We start from the raw sequence: 22002 nt of genomic DNA, 5'->3' as shown, positions 1-22002 counted from the left end.
ATAGGAAAATGGACAACAAGAGTACTGGGGGAACACTTGCCTTACGATAATGATGTTTTAGTTTTCTTGAAAAATGGAACTGGCTGGATGTATAGCATGAATAAACAAGGTTGGTCTAGCGATACGTTTGTTTGGAAAAAGAATGAAAACGGTAGTCTATGTATTGAAGGGAAAGTTCACGAGTATAAACGTGAAGAAGCTAGAGAATCTAAAATCCTTTTTAACGAGGTTTTCTACAAGGTTACTACAGGTTTATCAGGAAAAGTAATTACTTTTTCATCCCCAATAAGCAGCGATCATACAACATTTGGTTTAGATGATGGTGATGTTCCCGATTTAGATAGGGAAATGACTGTGTTTGAAAAAATTCATGAACAAATAAAGCTGTTACACTGGTATACGCCAAACTGTATAGTAGATTCTGTACTCCAAGAGTTAATCCAAATCGATGATCAGCATCTCCATCTACTTGTTCTTCCTTATGGTAAAGCGTATTGGGACAACGCTGCATTAGTATTATCTAAAATAGAATCTAAGAGACTTGAAGTTATTATTCCAGACATGATTGAATGGTTGTATGATTTGAACTGGCCCGGAGCACTGGAAATTGCAGAGTTATTATGTAAAATGGGAGAACCTATAATCCCGCATTTGAAGCCATACTTATCAGAATATGAATCTCCAATGACTTCAAATATTTTGTCTGAAATTGTTGAAAATTGGCCAAAATCTCATGTAATTCAATTAAAGCACGAATTAAAAAGTTTGACGACGCAGGACGAAACGTCGGAATATGCTAAAAGAACTGTACTGGAAATTTTTAAAGAACACGAACTGTTTTAGTCCTTTGCTTAACCCATATAAAAGGCTCGACTATCAACTAACGTACGCAGTATTCGATAGTCGAGCTTATTTTTACTACTCTGTGTCTGAAATTGTAGTCTTGGTGTTTTTTCTCGTATCAGGCATCTTATTCAGCGGGAATCGACCTTCCAAGTCAATGACCTGCCTGACATCGAACAAATCAAGAAACAGTTCACGCTGTCTACTTAACACGATGCCATCAATATGCCTGCGATCCTGCATCACTTTGTTCGCGAGACGATGTTCATACGTAACATTGCCCACATGACTGAATACCGTATAGCCTTGCTGCTCCAGCCACGCTAGACGTTTGTCGCCTAACGCGTAGCCTTCGCCATAGGGGTAAATATATACACTCGTGTCGCCAACAAGTGAGCCGACTTCTCGTTTCCACTTGCGTTCATCGGCCTTCAATCGCTCCAAATTCATCTTCAAATGGTGACGATGGCCATAACTATGCGAAGCGAACCGCCAGCCCGACTCCTTTAACTTCTCAACGACTTTTCGTGCTCCCACACGCTCCCTTGACATATCTCGTGAAGTTGACTGTGTACGCCAACCTAAAATCCCCTCAAAACCAGTGAGCGCTAATGTCCCTTTTGCACCCCGATAAGAGAAATCAGGATGCTCCTCCACGAAATGGTCAAGCAGCGGGACGATATCCAGCTCACTGGATAACACCGTGTTGCCCTTTAAGTCATACGACTCCGATACCACCTTGCCATCACGATTCAAACGAAGCTTATCAACGGTGCCATACCTCCGCATGTATGTATAATAGTTCGGATCATCTATCGAGATGACTAGCGGTTTCTTACCCGCAGGCAAATGAAAATCATGGCGCATCGCTTGCTGCTTACCGTTAATCTTTTTGAATTCATACACATCATCCAAATGAACGAGTACATAGTTATGATCGTACAGTGACTTTATAATCCGCTTAAATTCAGGTACCGTTACGAACCAATCAAACATCTCTTTTGACTGCCTATCGCCAACAAATGCTCGCTGTGGATACGCAATTAACGGGTGAAAAAAGATATGCTCCACTAATGGGGGAGAATAAACGACGTCGTTCCTTACGCTTGAAACAACGCCCAACTTCGCACAACCCAAAGCATGCACCTTCGGGCTGTCAACAATGTCTGCAACGTCAATTCCAAACAAAGCGATGCAAAGTGCGATTATGATTCGTTTCTTCAGCGTCTGTACCTGCACTTGCACTTGTAAATCCTCCCGACTAATCAAGATTGCAGCTAACTATCAAGCATGCCTAACGCACCATTAGTATGGGTTAAAAATACAAAAAAAATTGACCGGTGTCCCTTTTTTTAGAAGGAGGTCTATGATTTCAGGCCCTAATCATCCGCTCATTCCCAGCCACGGCATAACATAACGATTCAAGTCTTCCGTTACGATCTATGGATATGTTACGCTGGATCATATCACCGTAAAGAGGAAGGGGACACGTTTAATGAATGTTGCGACTACAATTCGCTTAAAGGACACGTTGATAGACACGTTGCTGTCCCGTTATCCTCACACGAATATCCATACATGCCGTTCGCTCTCAGAAGCTCCGGACGAGATCTTTCAATCCGACGTACTAGTTACGTACTCGTCGGGCATTACGGAGCGTCTATTGGACAAGATGCCTAATTTAAAATGGATTCAAGTGTTCAGTTCAGGTGTGGATACGATGCCATTATCTTATTTAGCTCATCGGAACATAACCGTGACGAATGCGCGTGGCGCACATAAAGTGCCGATGGCAGAGTTCGCCTTCGGACTTATGTTGCAGGAAGCCAAATCGTTCATTTCGCTATATGAACAGCAGAAGCGAGGGGAATGGGGAAACAAGCTAAGCTTTGGAGAGCTTGATGGGAAGACGGTGCTGCTATTAGGTACGGGCGCGATCGGACAAGAAATAGCGGCGCGTGCTAAAGTGTTCGGGATGAAGACGATCGGCATAAATCGATCAGGACGAGCGGTCGAACATTTTGATGCCATATATCAAAGCGATGCCGACGAGATTCCGCTGGGGGATGCTGATTATGTTATCCTTATCGCCCCGCTTACGCCCCATTCTGCGAATTGGCTGGACGCTGCAAAACTTAAGCAGTTAAATCAGGACGCGGTGCTTATAAATCTGGGGAGAGGGGATCTTGTCGTAGAGGACGATCTCATTCATGCCCTTCAAGCGCAACAAATAAAGCGAGCGTATTTGGATGTGTTTCGCGTCGAACCGTTGCCCCGTGAATCGGTACTGTGGCAGCTGGATAACTGTATCATTACGCCTCATGTGTCAGCCATTTCGAAAAGATATAATGAGCGTTGCACGGGCATATTTGTCGAGAATGCGTTGCGTTATTTGGAGGGGGCTTCCACTTCCATGTTGAACGAGGTAAATTTAACAGACGGATATTAAGACGCCTCAGCAAGCACGCTAGTTCGAGATGAATGATCGGGTATTTCCGATACAAGTCAAGACGCAAGCTAATTTCAAGCTAATTAGGCTGCCCATTAAAGGGCGGCCTTTGTGCGTTAATCGAGCTCATTAGGGGTTTCGAGGAGCGCAAATGTATAGCCAACATCCCTCTTGATTTGACAGCCATAACATTCCATTAGATAGTTATATATATAACTAAATGGATGAGGAGCAGCATCAGCATGTATCGCATTTTTATCGTTGAAGATGATGACCAAATTGGCGCACTTCTGACAAGAAACTTGGAGAAATACGGATTTGAGGCGAAATGTGCAACGAATTTTAGCGAATTGGTACCAGAGCTCGAGGAGTATGCACCGAATCTTGTGCTGTTAGATATTAACTTGCCGTATTTTGACGGCTATTACTGGTGCAGGCAGATCCGCATGCGTTCGAGTGTGCCGATTATTTTTATATCGGCGCGAGAAGGAGAGATGGATCAGGTCATGGCTATTGAAAATGGGGGCGATGACTACATCACGAAACCACTTCCGCTAGATCTGCTTATGGCCAAAATAAAGGGTGTATTACGAAGAGTGTACGGTGAATATGCAGATACGTCGACACTGGCGCCCGTCGCTGAGCCTGATGCCGAATTGAACGTACAAGGTTTACGGCTTAATTTAAGCCGTAATGAGCTAGCGTGGCAGCAGCAGAAAGTCGAGTTGACGAAAAATGAGCAATTGCTGGCGGAATGCTTCATGCAGCATCTCGGAAAAACGGTCACACGAGATCGATTACTAGAGACGCTGTGGGATAAGGCAGAGTTTGTCGATGACAATACGTTAACCGTCAATGTAACAAGACTCCGCAAAAAGTTAGAGGAGCTAGGGCTACATCAAGTCATTGTGACAGTACGTGGCCTAGGGTATAAGCTCATAATTGAAGCAGAAGCAGAAGCAGAAGCAGAAGCAGAAGCAGAAGTTCAAGTTCGAAAGAGGGAGTCACTCAAATGAGCAAAAGCGCACATAGAAGCTCCGTAGTCCTTTTTTTTCGTGATCGCTTACTCTATATAGTAACGGGGCTGTGTGTGGTCGGACTTGGTGTCACGCTCATGTTGCTGGAGAGATCGCGTGTCAGCAGAGGAATAAGTGATGGCGGAACGATTACGTATTTTATCGTCGTATCTGTATTCATTATTGGATTATGGCTAGCTGTAGACTACGTCCGGCAACGCGCTTACTACGATGAAATGAAATCGGCCATCGAACGTCCCCACGGGTTACAGGCAAGTGCCGTCGTCCAATCTACCGTGACACAGGAGCAGCGTCTTGTGGCTCGCTTATTGGAGGAGCAGCAACGTTCTTATTTGAATGAGCTGCACACCTATGAACGCCAGCAAGAGCTGCACAATCACTTTGTGCTGCAATGGGTTCACAATATGAAAACGCCTATCGCGGTTATCGATCTCCTTATGCAGGAGGCTGTGCAGCAGATGCCCGCAACAGAGGAAGAGCAGCATCAACTCGTGTCTAGCGTAAAGGATGAAGCCGACCGCATGACGAGGGGGCTTGAAATGCTGTTATATACAGCGCGGCTCGATAAATTCGAGATCGATCTTCATATCAAGAGAACACCGTTGCATGAAATAATTCGTGACGTGATGATTGCACACAAGCGTCTCTGTATCCGCCATTCCATCATCCCGCGGGTGGATGGTGTGGCCTGGGTAGAAACGGATGCGAAGTGGATGGCATTCGTCCTTAATCAATTGGTAAGCAATGCGATTAAATATAGCAAGCAGAAGCTCGGTCCCAAAAGCCTTATCTTCCGCATGGAGCAGACTGCGAACGGCGTCAAGCTGAGCGTGATCGATGAAGGCATCGGAATTGCGGCGCATGAATTGCCGCGCATATTTGACCCATTTTTCACAGGTGAAAATGGGCGATCTGCGGGAGAATCTACCGGAATGGGGTTATATTTGGCTAAGCAAGTGTGTAGTAGACTCGGTCACGATGTATCGGTGCATTCGGAATTAGGCGTCAGTACAAGGATTGTGATTACATTTGAGCCAACTAGTCTTCATGTTCTTAGGTGACAAATTTGTAAGGTAAACAACACGCGGATTGTCATCTAAATCGATGGGTTCAGCACTTTCTGAAGGCTATACTTACGGTGTTGAATCATTTGAATAGGGGGCAAAGGAGAGTAGAGTTAGAGAATGACGTTATTGGAGGAACAGAAGATGACAGAGTATGTTAGGAGGGAACGCAATGACGATTCGCTCACTTGCATATAGCAACATTCGCGGAAAATGGCGCTCGTATAGCGCATTTTTTATGAGCTGTGTTTTTTCTGTCATGATCTACTACATGTATACCGCTTTTATTGTACATCCGGATGTCGTGAACGCTCATATGATAGCGGCTATGAACGTCAAGCAAGGGCTCATATTTTGTCAGTATATCATTATTATTTTTTCATTGTTATTCGTGCTTTATTCCAATACTGCATTTTTGAAGACGAGACAGCAACAATTTGGCCTCTTCACGCTGTTTGGCATGACGCGCATGCAGCTTCGTAGACTGATCATAGTTGAAAATGGCGTTATTTCCGCGCTAGCGATCGGCGTCGGTATCGGCCTTGGCATGATGTTTAGCAAACTATTTTTTATGGTGCTAGAAGTGCTGTTAGAAATGAAACATCCGCTTAAATTTACGGTCCCACTCGATGCAGTGTGGCAAACGGCAGGTAGTTTCTTCGTGTTGTTCACCGTTCTATCTCTATGGTCGGCTTTACAGGTAGGGCGCAAGGAAATCATCCATATGCTCCAAGCTTCATTGCAGTCTAGAAACAATCTGATCCAATCGCCGTCGCTTGCCGTGCTGGCCGTCGTTTGCTTAGGATTCGCGTATGGTTCGGCGCTTATTTTAAACGGTCATAACTTTGTCCTGCTAGCACCGCTTATTATGGGGACGGTGATGATCGGGACTTATTTTCTGTTTACACAGGTCAGCCTTGCCATCCTGCAATTCGTGCGAGGAAATCGTCATATTTACTATCATCGTACCCATATGATTATAATCGCTCAGCTTGGACACAAGTTAACAGACAATGCGCGCATGCTATTTATCGTATCGATGTTGAGTGCCGTTATCGTTACGGCATCGGGCGCTGTCTACATGATATTGCGAACTGTGCAATTAGATGGTGTGAAGACGCAATACGAAAATCCCGAAGCCCTTTTTTCGCTCATCTTATTTATAGGCATGTTTCTTAGCATGTTGTTTTTTGTTGCAGCTGGCAGCATGATTTATTTCAAGCTGTTTACGGAGCTACGGGACGATCAAGCGCAATTTAAAGCGTTGACCCGCCTCGGCATGACCGAAGATGAGGTCAGAAAGATCGTTGTTACACAGATTGGTATCATTTTTTACGCACCTTGTATCGTGGGAATTATCCACGCGTTGTTTGCGATGAAAGCAGTGGACAACCTGCTTCAGTTATCGAATTGGAACTATTCGTTGTTCGTTATAGGGATTTACATGGCTATGCAAACGATATATTTCCTCGTGACTTGTCATGATTATATGAAGCATGTATGGCGCAGCACAGACTACTAACAGGTGATGAAGGAGAACGAAGATGACTACTAGGACCATTTGGAAGAGAACCTATATGGCGATCATGATCATCGCGATATTAGGCGGAGGATACCCAACGGCAGCTATCGCAAGCTCGCAATTAACGATTGAACAGAAAGCTCACACCATCGAGCAGTTTGTTCAACAACACATGCAAGCTAGCCGTATTCCAGGTATTTCGGTCGTTATTGTAGAGAAGGGGAACACCGTTTATCAACAAGGCTTTGGCTACGCAGATGTTGCTGCGAACAAGCCTGTTACCGGAAACACTTTGTTTGAGCTCGCTTCAACGAGCAAAGCGTTTACAGGTCTAGCTATTTTGCAACTGGAACAAGAGGGGAAGCTGAAGCGGACGGATGATGTGACGAACATCATCCCGTGGTTGACCTTGTCGTACAAGGATGAGCCTGCATTGATCACGATAAATGATCTATTGTTTCACACGAGCGGAATACCAGCTACCTCGATTCAATATTATCCCGAGAGTCATACGGAAGATTCGCTTGAACGAACCGTTTCCACGTTGCTAAGCCAGCCATTGAACCGTGAACCAGGAAGTTCGTATGAGTATGCGACGATCAATTACGATATATTGGGCCTAGTGATTGAACAAGTGACGAAGCAAAGCTTCGAAGATTATATGCAGCAGCATATATTGCAGCCGCTTAATATGAACGACTCAATAGTCGGGGTGCAACCTAGTCCCCCAGCGGGCATGGCTGTGGGTTACCGCCTTCGGTTCACCAAGCCTAGCGCTTATACGCCACCCATCTATCGTGGCAATACACCCGCAGGCTATATCATTAGTAATACGAACGATATCGCCAAATGGCTAAACGTTCAGCTCGCTGCTGAGCCGCATCCTACGTCTGAGCAGTCCGCAGCACAGCCAATTGATCCACAGCTAATTAGCAATTCTCACATTCCTGATAAGTCCGTCAAGCCATTAGATAAACATACGTACTATGCCGCCGGATGGGCAGTAGAACAGCAAAGCAACAACAAGCACGTCATCTTTCACGCAGGAGCAAATCCTACCTACTCTTCTTATATTACGATGCTGCCTGAAGAACAGATTGGGGTAGCCGTGCTAGCAAATATGCAGAGCAGTACAACGACCGCCATCAGCCAAGGCGTGATGGACATATGGCAGGGGAAGAAGCCTGCAAGTCAGCGCCAACCAGACGGCATGCTGAAGCTTGATCAAATCGCGACTTCTGTGTTCTTCAGCGCTGGATGCCTAGTATTACTTTGTTTCTGTTTGATCCTTGGATTAGTCCGTAAATTAGTCCGACAGCAACGGAGCTGGGTTTCATTATACGCATTAACATGGAAAAGATGCTTATTTCTCGTCATACATATCGTGATCTGCGCAACAGGGTTATTCGTTGTCATCAATCTCCCGAACCTATTGCTCGGGGGAATGCCTTGGTCCTTTATTAACCGATGGTCACCAGCTACCATCGCGCTAACTTATTATAGCGTTATTGGTATGTTCAGCTTGTATTTCATGTATGGGATGCTGCTCGTATTTACGAACAAGCGAATCGGCGCATGACGTAACTTGAGGCGGTCGTTACAAACACCGTTGTGGCATGTTTTTGGAGTGGGAAAATGCGGTCATAACTATCGCATACCTCATCATTATATGGTATATTTTTCATAGAGAGGGGTTGGGGAGTTTGAATATTTGGGAAGGTAAGAAGGTTAGATTACGAGCAATTGTGCCTGAGGATTGGACGAAATTTCATGAAAATGATCAAGATTCAGAGGGTGCCAGATTATCTGATGTCATCTATTTTCCAAGATCGGAAGCTGGAACGAAGTCGTGGGCTGAGCATCAAGCATCAATGGGGCAAAATGGAGACAATATTATGCTGGCCATCGAAACGCTCGATGGCGCATTAGTAGGGAGCATTAATTCACATAGTTGTGATGCCCGTAACGGGACTTTTAAATATGGCGTGGCTATTTTTCGCACTCATTGGCGTAATGGATATGCGTCGGACGCTGTGCAGGTGTTTCTCCGCTATTTCTTTCATGAATTGCGTTACGAAAAAGTAACCGCACATATTTATGCGTTCAACGAAAGCTCGCTCAAACTACAAGAACATCTTGGTTTTAAACAAGAAGGAAAAATGAGAAATATGATCTTTACGAATGGACAACATTATGATGAATACATTTATGGGCTGTTAAAAAGTGAATTTAATGCGTGAATATGAAATAAAGTCGGATAACTACATGTAACAAGATGTATATAAGGGCAGCTCTGGCTGTCCTTTTGTGTATTCGTTTCGGTCCCCCGAAAGATGATCGCAATATGAGTAAGGTCGCTTTTACAGCGGGCATGCAGCATGTTATTGACCATATTAGTCATTCTCCTTAAAAATTTAGATCTATATTACATTCCATGATGATAAAATGAGATAGAGTAAATGTGTGCAGCAAATTGTAGTAGGTCATATTTGATATGACGGGTATCATCCTGAAATAGAACACATTCAAGGGCTTAAAAAGTGGGCTGGATGAAATAAATCCAATTTAAAAGGGAGGAACGCACATCATGGCTGAATATCAACTCATTAGCGATTACAAGCATATATCAAAATATCGGGAGAGCTTTATTGAACTAGCCAATCATCTATTTAAGATAAATTTTACGGAATGGTATAACAAGGGGTGCTGGAATGACAACTACATCTGTTATTCCTTTGTAGATGGGGATCAAGTGATCGCGAATGCTTCAGTCAATAAAATGGTCATTACGTCCAATGGTACCGATTATAAGGCGATTCAAGTGGGCGCAGTGATGACGCATCCCGATTATCGTCACCAAGGATTGGCCGTCAAGTTGATGAAACATATCATTGAAACCTATGAAAATGAAGTTGATTTTATATATTTATTTGCGAACGATACGGTGTTGGATTTTTATCCTAAGTTTGGATTCGAGAAGGTTCAGGAAAGTCATTTTTACGTGAGGACTTCAGATTTGAAACCACAAAGTTGTCAAAAATCCATGCTACGCAAGCTGGATGTCAACAACGAGGTTGATTTCGAAGTCATGCACACGTTTGCGGCTGCACGAATTCCTGTATCATCGCAATTAGGTGTGAAGGATAGCGAGCAGATATTAATGTTTTACTTTATGCTAGCGTTACCTCATGCGATCTATTATGTCGAAGCGGAGGATGTCATTGTTTTATTTACGGAAGAAGAGAATCAGTTGCATGTGTTTGATATCGTAAGTAAGACACCAGTGGATGTAGAACGGATCATCCACCATGTCATTTCTGATGCAACAGAGACGGTTCATTTTCATTTTGTGCCTGATTGTGACAACAAGCATATTCAGTTCACGTTGATGACAGAGCCGGAAGATACATTGTTTGTTCGACCAGCGTGGAAAGAGGGCGTGAAGCCGTTTTTATTACCGTTTACTTCACATGCGTAATTATTTCTCCTTGTACAACTTGGCCTGCAGAGACGGGGAATGAATCGGGTCACACTGTGCTACGGTCTACATTTTCATATATGGTAAATAAATAAGCGCTCTTAACCTCTAATTATTCTATACAATTCCATTAGATGTCTAATTAGCAACTTGGCTTTAAAACTATTCTAAATGGGTTCAATTTTGTGAGAATTGGTGCTAAACTAATTTTTGCAAATGGAGTGGAAGTAAGGTGCGCTTATTTATTTTACTAGCATATGAGGTGGAGAATTGTTACAAAAAATACAGCAAGAATGGTTTTCAAATGTACGATCTGATATTTTGTCGGGTATCGTCGTAGCGCTAGCTCTCATTCCAGAATCCATTGCCTTTTCCATTATTGCCGGAGTCGATCCTATGGTCGGTTTATATGCGTCATTTTGTATTGCTGTCATTATTGCATTTGTTGGGGGACGTCAGGGCATGATCTCAGCGGCAACAGGTGCGATGGCGTTATTAATGGTGCCGTTGGTGAAGGAACATGGTTTGAATTACTTATTGGCTGCGACCATTCTGACAGGAGTTATTCAATTCATATTCGGTGTTTGTAAGGTTGCAAAATTAATGAAGTTTATACCGCGTCCCGTTATGATTGGATTTGTAAATGCATTATGTATGCTGGTCTTTATCGCGCAGGTTCCGCATTTTGTTGGTATCTCGACACTAACGTATATTTTCGTGGGGCTCACCTTACTTATCGTGTATGTCGTGCCTAGATTTTTCACTGCGATTCCAGCGCCTCTAATAGCCACCGTCCTATTAACAGCAGTAGCGATGAACTGGAATTTGGATCTCAAAACGGTAGGGGATATGGGCAGTATCACACAGACCTTACCTTCTTTCCTTATCCCAAATGTGCCATTTAATTTAGAGACGCTTGCTATTATTTTTCCATATTCACTTGCATTAGCTATCGTCGGTCTGCTGGAATCCTTGCTGACTGCTTCCATCGTTGATGATATGACTGACACAAGCAGCAACAAAAATAAAGAAGCGCGCGGCCAAGGTATCGCCAATGTCATTACCGGCTTCTTTGGCGGTATGGCAGGTTGTGCGATGATCGGACAAACTGTAATTAATGTGAAATCGGGCGGGAGAGGCAGGCTGTCTACGTTTGTAACAGGCGTGTTCATGCTGTTTCTCATTATTGTGTTAGGTGATTGGGTCGTGCAAATCCCAATGCCAGTTCTGGCGGGTATTATGCTTGTCGTATGTATCGGCTCGTTTGACTGGTCGTCATTTACATATTTGAGAAAAGCACCGAAACCGGATGCGCTTGTCATGTTAACGACGGTTAGTATGGTTGTGGTAACCCATGATTTGTCCAAAGGGGTTATTGCTGGGGTGCTGATGAGTGCGTTATTTTTTGTAGCGAAAATTTCGAAGATTAAAGTCACGCAAACGCAAGATGGAACGAAGCAGGTGTTCCTAGTGGAGGGGCAACTCTTTTTTGCTTCTACTAGCAGTTTTATCAATGCCTTCGATTTGAACAGTCACGGGCAAGAAATCATTATTGATTTTTCGAATGCTCATGTATGGGATGATTCGGGTGTGGGTGCCATTGATAAAGTGATTATAAAGTATCAGGAAAATGGTAATCAAGTATCGCTTATTGGACTAAATTCGTCTAGTCAAAAATTAGTTGATCAATTGGCTGTCTACGATAAGAATGGCAAACTTGCGGCTCATTCATGAGGCGAGGCGAGGCGAGATAAAGTGAAACGAGTACCATGGACAGTAGCTTTACCATTTTAATTAATCGTTTGAACTGGAATATAATGCAGAGGACGTAGCCCAAGCGAAAGCGTGGGAGCGTCCTTTTTTATGGTGCTGAGGGGCAACATTTTACGATTCCAAATGTTTTGATCACACACAAATCTTAGAGAAAAACAATAAAGTACATAGCTAAACTTTTTATATTCATATCGGTAAAAATCAAGGGTACGGCAGCTTTACTTTAGCACTTGCATAAATGTTATACAATAAATCTAGAAACGAAAAGGTGGAGATCGTATTGGAAATTAGTAATCTTGGTTCTACGCCGTACCCGTGCGCAAAGCCCGGCGAAATCATTACATTCGGCACTTATCCGCAACTGGCGGACGGCGCAGACAGAACGCCGATAAAGTGGCGGGTGCTGCAACGTTCAGGTAGCGAGCTGTTCCTTTTGAGCGAGTACATTTTGGACTGCAAGCGGTATTACGGTGAATATGTCGATATTACATGGCGTGATTCTGATTTGCGAAAGTGGCTGAACGATGAATTTTATCATGCCGCGTTCAATGACTCCGAGCAGAGCCTAATTAAGACTACACGCTGCACGGATAATGGAGAGGATAGTACAGATACGGAGGACAAAGTCTTTTTGCTCAGTGTTTCGGAGGTAAAAGAGCTGACCGATAAACGTGGTGAAGATGGTTTAAGTGCGAACCGTCGTGCAATAGGAACACCATTCGCCAAAATGAAAAAGAACGATGGTTGTAACTTGTATGTGTATGATAAAAAAGTCAAAGTTGATTATATAATCGAGAACGGTGAAGAGTTGGGCTGCTCATGGTGGTGGCTGAGAACGCAACCTAGTCGTTCTTCGCGTGCGTTTTTTGTTGGACCTCGTAGCAGTATTCGTAGTTATGGACGTGTCAGCTTAGCTTGCTACGGCGTGCGCCCTGCTTTAACTATTAATCTTCAATGATCATAAGCGTGGCGTTCGACGGGCTTTTACCTAACAGCGCTGCGCGTCCGGCTAGCTCGTACAAATCACAGTACGGAGATGGTTGGGATATGGTACGTCAGCACTCTTGATATTTGAGTGCTGACGTATCATGTTTACAAGAGGGTAGGTAGAACATTCAACTCTTGTTTACTTAACCAAAATACACATCAGAAAACGGGCATCCGGCAACCCGAATCCTTCATTCTCCTGAACTTGTAGCATAAGACCGCTAATGATTGCAAAATACCAATATAACAACTCTTGAGGGTTGCCCGCACGGAATTCACCTTCCTGCTGCCCTTTAATAAAGATAGGGAGCAGTTGATCGATTATGACTTTAGGCGTGGGGATGAGCCATTCATATACCCAACTTCGACGAACAGCTTTTTGGTGCTGAACGAATGGGCAGCATTGTTTAAGAGCGGAGAAGCGCCGGAGATAAGGAAAAATATGCTTGCGTATTTCCTATAAAAGTGAGATGCTATTATCATTTGTTTTGTATAATGTTGGAAATCTAGTGATAATGATGAGTGAAGAGGAGCTACGAACATGACCAATTCGACATCCACACTCGTAACTGGCGGCAACGTCACACTGAACGCCGGGAACGAACTGCAAGTTACTGTCTCGTGGAATAGCACACCCGCCGAACTTGATGTAAGCTGCTTTATCGTGGGCACTAACGGCAAAGTGGCTTCCGACGATTACTTTGTGTTCTACAATCAGCCGTCTGATCCACACGGACACGTGAAACTGAGAACGGTCGATGCTCGATCGTCGACATTTACGATCCAGTTGGACAAGCTCTCGTCGGTTGTCGCCAAATGCGTGTTTGCGGCGACGCTGGACGGGCCTGGTACGTTCGCAGACGTGTCCGGCTGCACCGTGACCGTGCGTGTTGGTGGGCAGACCGTCGTTTATGATATTAAGGAAGCGACTCGCGAGACGTCTTTAGTGTTCGTCGAGCTGTACCGCCATCAATCGCTGTTCAAGCTACGGGCGGTGGGCCGCGGCTTCAACGGCGGCCTGAAGCCGCTGGCCGAAGCGCACGGCGTTGTTGTCGCAGACGACGGGGATGCTGGCCAGATCGCGCATCCGGCCGCGACTGTAGCGTCGACGCCGACGAAGATTTCCGTCGCGTCTTCACAGCCCGCCACCGCGTCGCAGTCGGCGTCCGGATCTAAGCTTCATTTGAGCAAAATTGATTTGCTCAAAAAAGAGGTGCAGATTTCGCTGGCGAAGAAAGGAATAGGCTCGCAGAAGGCCCGCGTCGCTGTCGTGTTCGACGCCTCTGGTTCCATGTATCACTTATATAATCAGGGAACCATACAACGTGCTTTCGAAAGGGTGCTTGCGGTAGCGGCCAGCATGGATGACGATGGGGAAATGGACGTCTGGTTTTTCGGCGACAATTCGGCTAGAACGCCAAGTGTGAAAGCCGCCCAATTCGAGGGTTATGTCGATCGTTATTATTGTTCGGACGAGGATTTCCAAGATAAGCTGGGATTCGAAAACAACGAGCCCGAGGCAATGAGGGACATTATACACAAGTATACCGTTGAATCGCCAAATGATCGTCTCCCGGTCTTTATCGTATTTTTCAGCGATGGCGGCGTTTACTTTTCGGATCAAATTGCCAAGTTACTTGTTCAAAGCTCCCGCCACAATCTATTCTGGCAATTCGTCGGCCTAGGTAACTCGGACTACGGAATTTTGGAGGAATTCGACAACTTGCCAGGCCGAATCGTCGACAATTGTAACTTCTTCGCCTTGGATGACCTCGACCGAGTGTCCGACCAAGTGCTCTATGACCGGCTGTTCAACGAATTTCCGTCCTGGCTGCGCGCTGCGAGGAGCAAAGGCATTCTTAGAACCTAGCTCGGCGTGTGCTGGGCAGCTCCTTTCGCATTTTCGCGGATAGACTCGTTAAGCTGAAGCGTATCATAAGTAAGTCATAATAAAGGAATATACCATTATTTACGGAGGGTTTAGTTATGCTAACATTTAAGGAGATAGATAGAAATAATTTTTTTGATGTGATTAAGTTGGGAGTGGCAGAAGAACAGAAAAAGTTTGTGGCCAATAATATGTATTCACTCGCACAGGCGAAGGCACTTCCAGAGTGTGTTTGTTTGTCTATATATCACGATGATGTTTTAGTAGGATTCACGATGTATTGCATAGACCATGAGGATAATGAATACTGGATTTATCGTTTAATGATAGATACGAAGTATCAGTCAAAAGGATATGGAAAAGCTGCAATGGTGAAGCTTGTTGACAGGATTAAAGAAGATAAAGAGCATCAGGTCATTTATATTAGTTTTGAACCCGAGAATACGTGGGCTAAGCATTTATATGAAAAATTAGGCTTTGAAGCAGATGGTCGCGTGCTAGATGGAGAAATAGTTTACAAGCTAGCGTACTAATCAAACACGATTGAACTAACGGAAACGATAGCATTCCATTGACCGCCTTCTAAGGAAGGCGGTCAGCTTGTCGAGCAACCCCTGTCTTGAAAAAAGACAAGGGTTGCTCGACAAGCTGATGTACTATTTCATGAAGTATAACTTGTTCTGAGTACTCCATCTACATATTCATCCCCATAATTCTTCATGGTAACGACGTGGTAATGAGACGACGATAAAGTACTTCTTCTTAACTTACTCCCAACAACCTACATAAATGAACGAATAGATACTGTATGTGAAAATTGTAAATGATTGATTCTTAAACATCATTAAATTTCTATTTCGAAATATTGGGGAGGGGAAAGTCGTGAGCAAAAGGAATATTTTCATGGTTGTTGTTACTGTTCTAGTTGTTACGATTGTTGGACTTTACGGATATAAATCAAGTACAGAATCTAATGATATCAATACGCTGAGCGCTGCAGAAGCTCAAAATTACTCGCCTGAGCAATTTGAAATAGAGCAGATTCGTAAATTAAGAGTATCGCTTAAAAAGTCTTACTCTCAAGCACATTTGGATATTTTAGATTCAGAATGGATGAATAATCCTCAGGGAATAATCAATTTGGAAGGGTACGGTCCGATTGCCAATAACGAACTCGAAGCTCCAAAGAATTTACTAGAATTATTAACAGAAATTAAAAAGATGTACGATGGAGAAGCTCCGTTTACGCATGCGAGGACAACAGCGATCGAGTACTATGCTTCTCAGGAGCCGATTGCTATTGAAATCAAGGAAATCGGCGTACAATTTCCTTTCTTATCAATCGTGGGACATCCTCTTAGAGACAATAGAGTTGCGGATATTAAAGACTCCTATAAAGCATTCAAAGAATACATAATCCAATTTGAAAAATTCAAAACGAGTAACTAAATGAAACCAACTAGAAATCTCTGTCCCATGGATAAAACGGTAGAAGAGCGGGTCAAAATCGTTTTGTCTTAAAGAAAATCGTGTAACATCTAGGGAAGTAGAATATCGATCAGTAAAAAATGCCTCAAGGCCGCACTATAACTCTAATCATTACCATTACCTATAATAACGATAGGGAATTTGTAATTGTTACTTCTTTACCTCACTCCTATAATGATGACATGTAGCAAGGAACACCATATAAAAAATCGATAGGAGTTGTTTGAGTATGTCTAAAGCAGTTTATTACCACGCAGGTTGTCCAATTTGTGTCGAAGGTGAACGATTCGTACTGGAGTTTCTGGATCAAGCCAAAGTAGAACTGGAAATCGTACATCTTGGCACGGATCGCAATCGCATAGCCGAAGCAGAACAAGTTGGTGTAAAATCAGTTCCCGCATTAGTGATTGACGGCGGCGTTTATCATATTAATTTTGGCGCGAGTATGGAAGAGGTTAAAAAAGGATAGCATGCGTAAGAAGGAGGGGCCCCTCAACGGGCTCCTCCTTCTTTTTTAGCTGCTACCAGTTGCCTTACGAATAAGGCTCCTTGTTTACGGTTGCCAGCAACTGCTCCATAAATACCCGACTCGCCGCACACAAAAATTTGTTTTTTCGATAGACGAGACCGATTTCGGTTGTGAGCGTGGGCGCTTGAATGGGAATCGTCCGAATATACGGATTGTCGATATAATCGAGATATCCTTTAGGCAAAATAGTGACGCCGACGCCTTTGCTTACCATATGAATAATCGATTCCATCGTCGTCATTTCGATCACTTGCCGTGGTGCAAAATCAAGTTCACGGCACTGCTCATTAATGAGTTGTCGCAAAAAATAGGAGCTGGGCAATAAAACACTTGAAGTTTCTTTTAAAATATCAAGGGTGACGAATGGCTGCTGGGCGATAGGGTGATCGACGGGTGCAGCAAGTGCAAGGTTCTCCTTATACAACGGGATCGTTTCCAGATCATCATGTTCCATTGGTAAAAAGACGATGCCCAAATCGAGTTCATTTTGCAAAATGCCTTCAAAAATATCTCCCGTCCGCATGCCAAATACAGATAAATCCACATTCGGATAATTGCTGTGGAAGCCGATTACAGTAGGTGGAAGCAAGTAATTGACCACCGTAAGTAGCGCGCCGATCCTTAACGTGCCACGTTTCAAGCCTTGCAGCTCGCTAATCGCAGCGCGGGCCTGCGACAACTCGTGAAACACATTATAGCTATGATGTAGCAGAGTCTTGCCCGCTTCGGTCATAATCGTTCGTTTGCCCACGCGATCAAATAATGGCGTGCCGATTTCGTGCTCAAGCAAACGAATTTGTTGGCTTAGCGAGGGTTGGGCGATACCCAGCTTTTCAGCGGCACGGGTAAAATTCAGTTCCTTGCATAGGGCCATAAAGTACTCAAGTTGCTTTAGTTCCATAAGTGTTCCTCGCTATCCATTCCTTTTCTAATTCAAATAGGAAATTGCTATTATTATGAGCCAAATGATTATAAATATCTAATAGATATGAATGGAAAGGGCCTATGGTCGCGAAATGTAAAAAACGATAGGCCAAACCTATCATTAGTATAGCGATAATTGAATTGTTTATCAGGTAAGTCATTATTATACTCAATTCAGAATGACTTTTGATGCCGACGAAATAGAGGGGAGAACAACAGATAACTATGAAAATTCATTACGTGCAGCACGTTCCCTTTGAATCCATCGAGCATATCGGCGTTTGGGCGAAGGAAAAAGGACATGAAATTACAGGGACATACGTCTATGACAATCCTCATTTTCCATCGATGTCGGAATTCGATATGCTTGTCATCCTCGGAGGCCCGATGGGCGTGTATGATGTGGATGTGTATCCGTGGCTTGCTCCGGAAAAACACTTTATTGCAGAAGCAATCCGCGAGGGGAAGCTCGTACTCGGGATATGTTTGGGAGCGCAATTAATTGCGGAAGTGATCGGGGGCAAGGTATACCGAAATGAGCATAAAGAGATTGGCTGGTTCCCTGTCAAACTGACGGAAGCGGGGGAGCAATCGTTCTTTTTCAAAGACTTCCCAGATGAGTTTCTCCCTTTGCACTGGCATGCGGACACGTTTCAGCTGCCTGCGGAAGCGAAGAGAATCGCGTTCAGCAAAGGATGTGTCAATCAAGCCTTTGTGTATGAGGATCACGTTGTCGGACTACAGTTTCATTTGGAATCCAGTGCTTCAAGCATTAAGAAACTAATCGAACATTGTGCAGACGAGATGGAAGAGGGAATATATGTCCAAACTTCTCATGAAATGTGTAATCAGCGAGGGTTATTAGCGCTATCGAACGCGATCTTGTTCGCTTTGCTTGACGCTTTCGAAGAAAAGTTCAAGCACGCGTGATACGCATATGACTAGATTCATATGTGGGTATGTCTCCAAATTGAAGTGCCGCCCAACCGTTAGTTGTGTCTAACTCTTGGGCGGCACTTTGTCGTCGCTCCAATCTTTCTTGAAATCCAGTCGCTTTTTTTTACAAAAAACCCCCTTACAAACAACAGCGCGGAGTTCTTCTTAACATGAACTCTGTTTACTGTTTACCGTAAGGGGGGATGGGATACTGCTAGCTACTAGGGTTGATTTCAGGACGGTTTACTCGTTATTTAGCAAAGTCGATACGTTTTTATGGAGGACACTTTGTCATTAAAATCGCTGTGAATGTTAAAGAGATGGGAATTGTGTGTTTTATTTTCAAGTATCTTTTTCAAACCTGAGAAGTTGGCGTGTTCGTACAACACGACAAGTGTTTTAGGAGCGACACGTACCGAAGAAATTCTGTCGTTCCAAGGATTTCCTACATATGAAAGGTCGTTTCCTGAGTTTAGCGCGAAAGACATGCCTGTTCCGTTAATATGTTCAAAGAATCGATTGACCTGTTGCCTAGCGTCCGATTGATCGTAATGTTCCGGATTATACTGTTGTGTATGATCAATATACGGATGATATGCCATATACACCGCTCCAATCCTTTATTTTCGCTCCCTACAACGTATGGTTATTTGCTGATTACGTGCACGTCTTCAATCGAGGGCGACAGCCTATTTCTTCTTTATATCACATTTTCGACAGTTGTATGATTATGGTATGTTATGTGGAGTTGGCGATCATAAAACGCTTGAACAAATCCGGAATATCGAAATGGATGAGAGTGAGGGAACACTAAGTGGAGGACAAAAATACACAGTTGCTACTGAATTTAAGAAGAATCAAGCAGAGCGGATATCAGCTCCAGCAAGAAGAGAGCGCAATGGATTACGTTGAGCTGATGCTTGAATACATAGGAGATCCCTCGCCCGAGCTGCGGGATGAGCTCATTTATATGACATTTTGTAAGTGGATTGTTGAAAAAGAGTACATTCAGGAGGACGAGCTTCGATACATCTTATCCGTTCTTATTGAGGAGGGATACGGCGATGATAAGTGAGAATTGTGAGTGTAACGTCGTATCCCTTTTAATTAATTACTTCTCATTATGAGGACAATCTCTTTAAAACGGATTGATAGTGTTCATTGTTCTTTATATCTTCAATATTAAGTCGTTCATTAGGATTGTATTTCAACATCGCAGTGAGCAGCGCTGCTTCATCCTCCTTCAAACCTTCAAACCTGATCTCTTTTAGTTCCTTGAGTTGCTTTTCTAACTCATCTTCATCGGCACCCATTGCGCCATACTGTGCTTGAAGACTCTTTTTAGTTTCAGAATAGGGCATTTTCCCCATAAGTTGCTGGTAGAAAACTAGCCCAAGCATAAACGTGTCGGCTTTTTTAAAATCAAACGTTTCGTCTTCTGAGTTTTTTTTGAGTCTAGCCCGCAGCACCTCCGGTGAGGCGTAAAGCGGATTTCCAATCATTTTATTAATCTGCGATTCATCTTGTATTAAGCTTTCACTCAAACCGTAGTCACCGAGGACCGGTCTATCGCCGGATTCGCCCGCATAAAAAATATTTTCCGGCTTTATATCACGATGGGCATATCCCTTCTCATGCAGTGCAGATAATCCTCTCACCATATTGTGCATCAAAACTCCTTTTTCTTGGGAGCTAAGGGGTTTCTTCTTCTCAATCCGATCTTCCAGTGTACCGCCTTTGGCATATTCCATGATGATGTATATGTTGAATTTCCCTTCCGCGACATCGATCAACTTCAGGCTCGGAATATCGACTTCCGACATTTCTGCTTGTATATTGAATTCATCTCGAGTACGTTGTCTTGTTTTACTGTTATCTTCTTCATTGTCATCCAGCATAAATTCTTTGGTGATTACCTTGATAACGACATCAACTTTCTTTTCGTCATCTTTAGCCAGCAATATCATGCGCTCTGAAGACTTGTCTAATGTTGATTTTATGGAATATGGGCGTAAAGCTAGGGTGTCTTTCACCAATTCGTCCGTATCAAATAAGGGAATGAACTTTTCCTCGTCTTCAGATCGATCATTTCCGAAATAATCTTCGAAAGGAGCTCCATAAAGTTCCGCGGCTAACTTTTCATTGTCGTCCCGTTCCTTTGTCAGCATTTCGAGGACCGTCTTTTTTCTATCCGGGTGCTTTTGCAGAAAATGTTCGATAATTTGAATCCGTTTGCTTACCATTTCCTCGTTGCCCTCTGTTTGAACTAGCTTTTGAGCAATTTCTGCACCAAATTTTTCGGTAAGTTGCGGTCTTTGTTCATCCAATACCCTTTGTATGACCGCTGTTTGCCGCGGTAGATTGTGATACGGATTTTGGATTTCTGGTACTCTGCTATGCTGCATGAACTGTCTAACGGATACATTCCCAATGACCCGTTGGAGCTGCAGCACATCATGTTGGGTCCAAGCGGTAGTCTCTAATCGAAAAGGTTGTTTATATGCAGTGTTATTGTTATGAAGTGTGTTTTGTTTTGAAATTGGCGTATTTTTTGGGGGATCGGTGTTAGCACGTTTGTGTTCCATCTTATCACCAGTCCTATTATAAATATTGACCATGACATAGCCTTCGAATAAGCATATATCATAGGTAAGCAATCGACAATGAAGAACTTCACGCACATCCGAAACTAATTAAACAAATAGCGTTAACACGACTTCTTTATCGATTCGTTCACAATGAGCATTTATATGTTATCTCCTATACTAAAATTTGCGAGTTTTCCGATTGTGTTGTTTCTTTTATTTTGAACTACAGTAAGAAGGAAATACGTGGAATATGTCGAATATCCAATGTGTGAAAGATGTCGAATATTGATACAAGATGGGATTTTGACATCATTTTTCGCGAAACAAGGAGACTTCTATAGGAATAGTGTCAGGGGGAAGAAGCGTTCAAGTAGAACGCCATTACTAGTACGGAGAGGCTGACCTAGACCTGCGAAACTCCTTATGATTCTGTTAATATAAGCGGTTTACTGTGCTTTAGTTGTTTATCTAAGTAACAGTACGCCATCCTTACTTC

The 22002-nt window shown here is 43.5% G+C and carries 21 protein-coding genes; 17 read left to right on the top strand and 4 right to left on the bottom strand.

Annotated features, from left to right (window positions below):
* Positions 1–36 precede the first annotated feature (36 nt).
* Positions 37–843 carry a DUF5071 domain-containing protein gene (locus KIK04_RS23455; protein ID WP_232276193.1) on the top strand — a complete coding sequence of 269 codons (807 nt, stop codon included), beginning with the start codon at positions 37–39 and terminating at the stop codon, positions 841–843.
* A 75-nt stretch (positions 844–918) separates the two neighbouring features.
* Here the strand turns inward: KIK04_RS23455 and KIK04_RS23450 are convergent, their stop codons facing one another.
* On the bottom strand, positions 919–2088 hold the full coding sequence (locus KIK04_RS23450; protein WP_232276192.1) for a polysaccharide deacetylase family protein: 1170 nt from the start codon (positions 2086–2088) through the stop codon (positions 919–921).
* Between the two features lie 250 nt (positions 2089–2338).
* Here KIK04_RS23450 and KIK04_RS23445 point away from each other — a divergent pair, with 250 nt between their 5' ends.
* From KIK04_RS23445 to KIK04_RS23380, 14 genes are all read left to right on the top strand, one after another.
* Positions 2339–3292 (top strand): D-2-hydroxyacid dehydrogenase, encoded by a 954-nt coding sequence (locus tag KIK04_RS23445; RefSeq protein ID WP_232276191.1) that lies wholly within the window; start codon positions 2339–2341, stop codon positions 3290–3292.
* A 242-nt stretch (positions 3293–3534) separates the two neighbouring features.
* The gene (locus tag KIK04_RS23440) at positions 3535–4308 is read left to right on the top strand and encodes a response regulator transcription factor (protein WP_232276190.1); all 774 of its coding nucleotides are present in this window, start codon (positions 3535–3537) and stop codon (positions 4306–4308) included.
* Complete coding sequence (locus tag KIK04_RS23435; protein WP_232276189.1) at positions 4305–5390, top strand: sensor histidine kinase; 1086 nt, start codon at positions 4305–4307, stop codon at positions 5388–5390. Before KIK04_RS23440 ends, KIK04_RS23435 begins: the two co-directional genes overlap by 4 nt.
* 175 nt (positions 5391–5565) lie before the next feature.
* Positions 5566–6915 (top strand): FtsX-like permease family protein, encoded by a 1350-nt coding sequence (locus KIK04_RS23430; protein WP_232276188.1) that lies wholly within the window; start codon positions 5566–5568, stop codon positions 6913–6915.
* 22 nt (positions 6916–6937) lie between these two features.
* The gene (locus KIK04_RS23425; protein WP_232276187.1) at positions 6938–8494 is read left to right on the top strand and encodes a serine hydrolase domain-containing protein; all 1557 of its coding nucleotides are present in this window, start codon (positions 6938–6940) and stop codon (positions 8492–8494) included.
* A gap of 43 nt (positions 8495–8537) precedes the next feature.
* On the top strand, positions 8538–9155 hold the full coding sequence (locus KIK04_RS23420; RefSeq protein WP_232276186.1) for a GNAT family N-acetyltransferase: 618 nt from the start codon (positions 8538–8540) through the stop codon (positions 9153–9155).
* 347 nt (positions 9156–9502) lie between these two features.
* Positions 9503–10393 (top strand): GNAT family N-acetyltransferase, encoded by an 891-nt coding sequence (locus KIK04_RS23415; RefSeq protein ID WP_232276185.1) that lies wholly within the window; start codon positions 9503–9505, stop codon positions 10391–10393.
* 270 nt (positions 10394–10663) lie between these two features.
* Positions 10664–12127 (top strand): SulP family inorganic anion transporter, encoded by a 1464-nt coding sequence (locus KIK04_RS23410; RefSeq protein ID WP_232276184.1) that lies wholly within the window; start codon positions 10664–10666, stop codon positions 12125–12127.
* Positions 12128–12404: 277 nt separating this feature from the next.
* The gene (locus tag KIK04_RS23405) at positions 12405–13124 is read left to right on the top strand and encodes a DUF6273 domain-containing protein (RefSeq protein WP_232276183.1); all 720 of its coding nucleotides are present in this window, start codon (positions 12405–12407) and stop codon (positions 13122–13124) included.
* 282 nt (positions 13125–13406) lie between these two features.
* On the top strand, positions 13407–13616 hold the full coding sequence (locus tag KIK04_RS23400) for a hypothetical protein (RefSeq protein ID WP_232276182.1): 210 nt from the start codon (positions 13407–13409) through the stop codon (positions 13614–13616).
* Positions 13617–13694: 78 nt separating this feature from the next.
* A complete protein-coding gene (locus tag KIK04_RS23395; protein WP_232276181.1) occupies positions 13695–15023 on the top strand; it encodes a VWA domain-containing protein in 1329 nt (442 codons plus the stop codon).
* 116 nt (positions 15024–15139) lie between these two features.
* Positions 15140–15574 carry a GNAT family N-acetyltransferase gene (locus KIK04_RS23390; RefSeq protein ID WP_232276180.1) on the top strand — a complete coding sequence of 145 codons (435 nt, stop codon included), beginning with the start codon at positions 15140–15142 and terminating at the stop codon, positions 15572–15574.
* A gap of 349 nt (positions 15575–15923) precedes the next feature.
* Positions 15924–16490: a hypothetical protein gene (locus KIK04_RS23385; protein ID WP_232276179.1), complete on the top strand. Its 567-nt coding sequence runs from the start codon at positions 15924–15926 to the stop codon at positions 16488–16490.
* A gap of 268 nt (positions 16491–16758) precedes the next feature.
* On the top strand, positions 16759–16998 hold the full coding sequence (locus KIK04_RS23380; RefSeq protein ID WP_232276178.1) for a glutaredoxin family protein: 240 nt from the start codon (positions 16759–16761) through the stop codon (positions 16996–16998).
* A 64-nt stretch (positions 16999–17062) separates the two neighbouring features.
* Here the strand turns inward: KIK04_RS23380 and KIK04_RS23375 are convergent, their stop codons facing one another.
* The gene (locus KIK04_RS23375) at positions 17063–17959 is read right to left on the bottom strand and encodes a LysR family transcriptional regulator (protein WP_232276177.1); all 897 of its coding nucleotides are present in this window, start codon (positions 17957–17959) and stop codon (positions 17063–17065) included.
* Between the two features lie 248 nt (positions 17960–18207).
* On the opposite strand from KIK04_RS23375, the gene KIK04_RS23370 reads away from it, so the two are divergent.
* Positions 18208–18912 (top strand): type 1 glutamine amidotransferase, encoded by a 705-nt coding sequence (locus KIK04_RS23370; protein ID WP_232276176.1) that lies wholly within the window; start codon positions 18208–18210, stop codon positions 18910–18912.
* Between the two features lie 260 nt (positions 18913–19172).
* On the opposite strand, the gene KIK04_RS23365 is transcribed toward KIK04_RS23370, so the two are convergent.
* Positions 19173–19520 carry a beta/gamma crystallin domain-containing protein gene (locus KIK04_RS23365; RefSeq protein ID WP_232276175.1) on the bottom strand — a complete coding sequence of 116 codons (348 nt, stop codon included), beginning with the start codon at positions 19518–19520 and terminating at the stop codon, positions 19173–19175.
* A 212-nt stretch (positions 19521–19732) separates the two neighbouring features.
* On the opposite strand from KIK04_RS23365, the gene KIK04_RS23360 reads away from it, so the two are divergent.
* On the top strand, positions 19733–19993 hold the full coding sequence (locus KIK04_RS23360) for a hypothetical protein (RefSeq protein ID WP_232276174.1): 261 nt from the start codon (positions 19733–19735) through the stop codon (positions 19991–19993).
* 46 nt (positions 19994–20039) lie between these two features.
* Here KIK04_RS23360 and KIK04_RS23355 read toward each other — a convergent pair whose 3' ends face one another.
* Positions 20040–21503: a protein kinase domain-containing protein gene (locus KIK04_RS23355; RefSeq protein WP_232276173.1), complete on the bottom strand. Its 1464-nt coding sequence runs from the start codon at positions 21501–21503 to the stop codon at positions 20040–20042.
* Between the last annotated feature and the right edge of the window lie 499 nt (positions 21504–22002).

The sequence above is a fragment of the Paenibacillus sp. 481 genome, assembly GCF_021223605.1.
In the GTDB taxonomy this organism is placed as follows: domain Bacteria; phylum Bacillota; class Bacilli; order Paenibacillales; family Paenibacillaceae; genus Paenibacillus_B.
The sequence above is the reverse complement of the archived record's forward strand: the minus strand, read 5'-3'. Positions and strand labels throughout refer to the sequence as shown.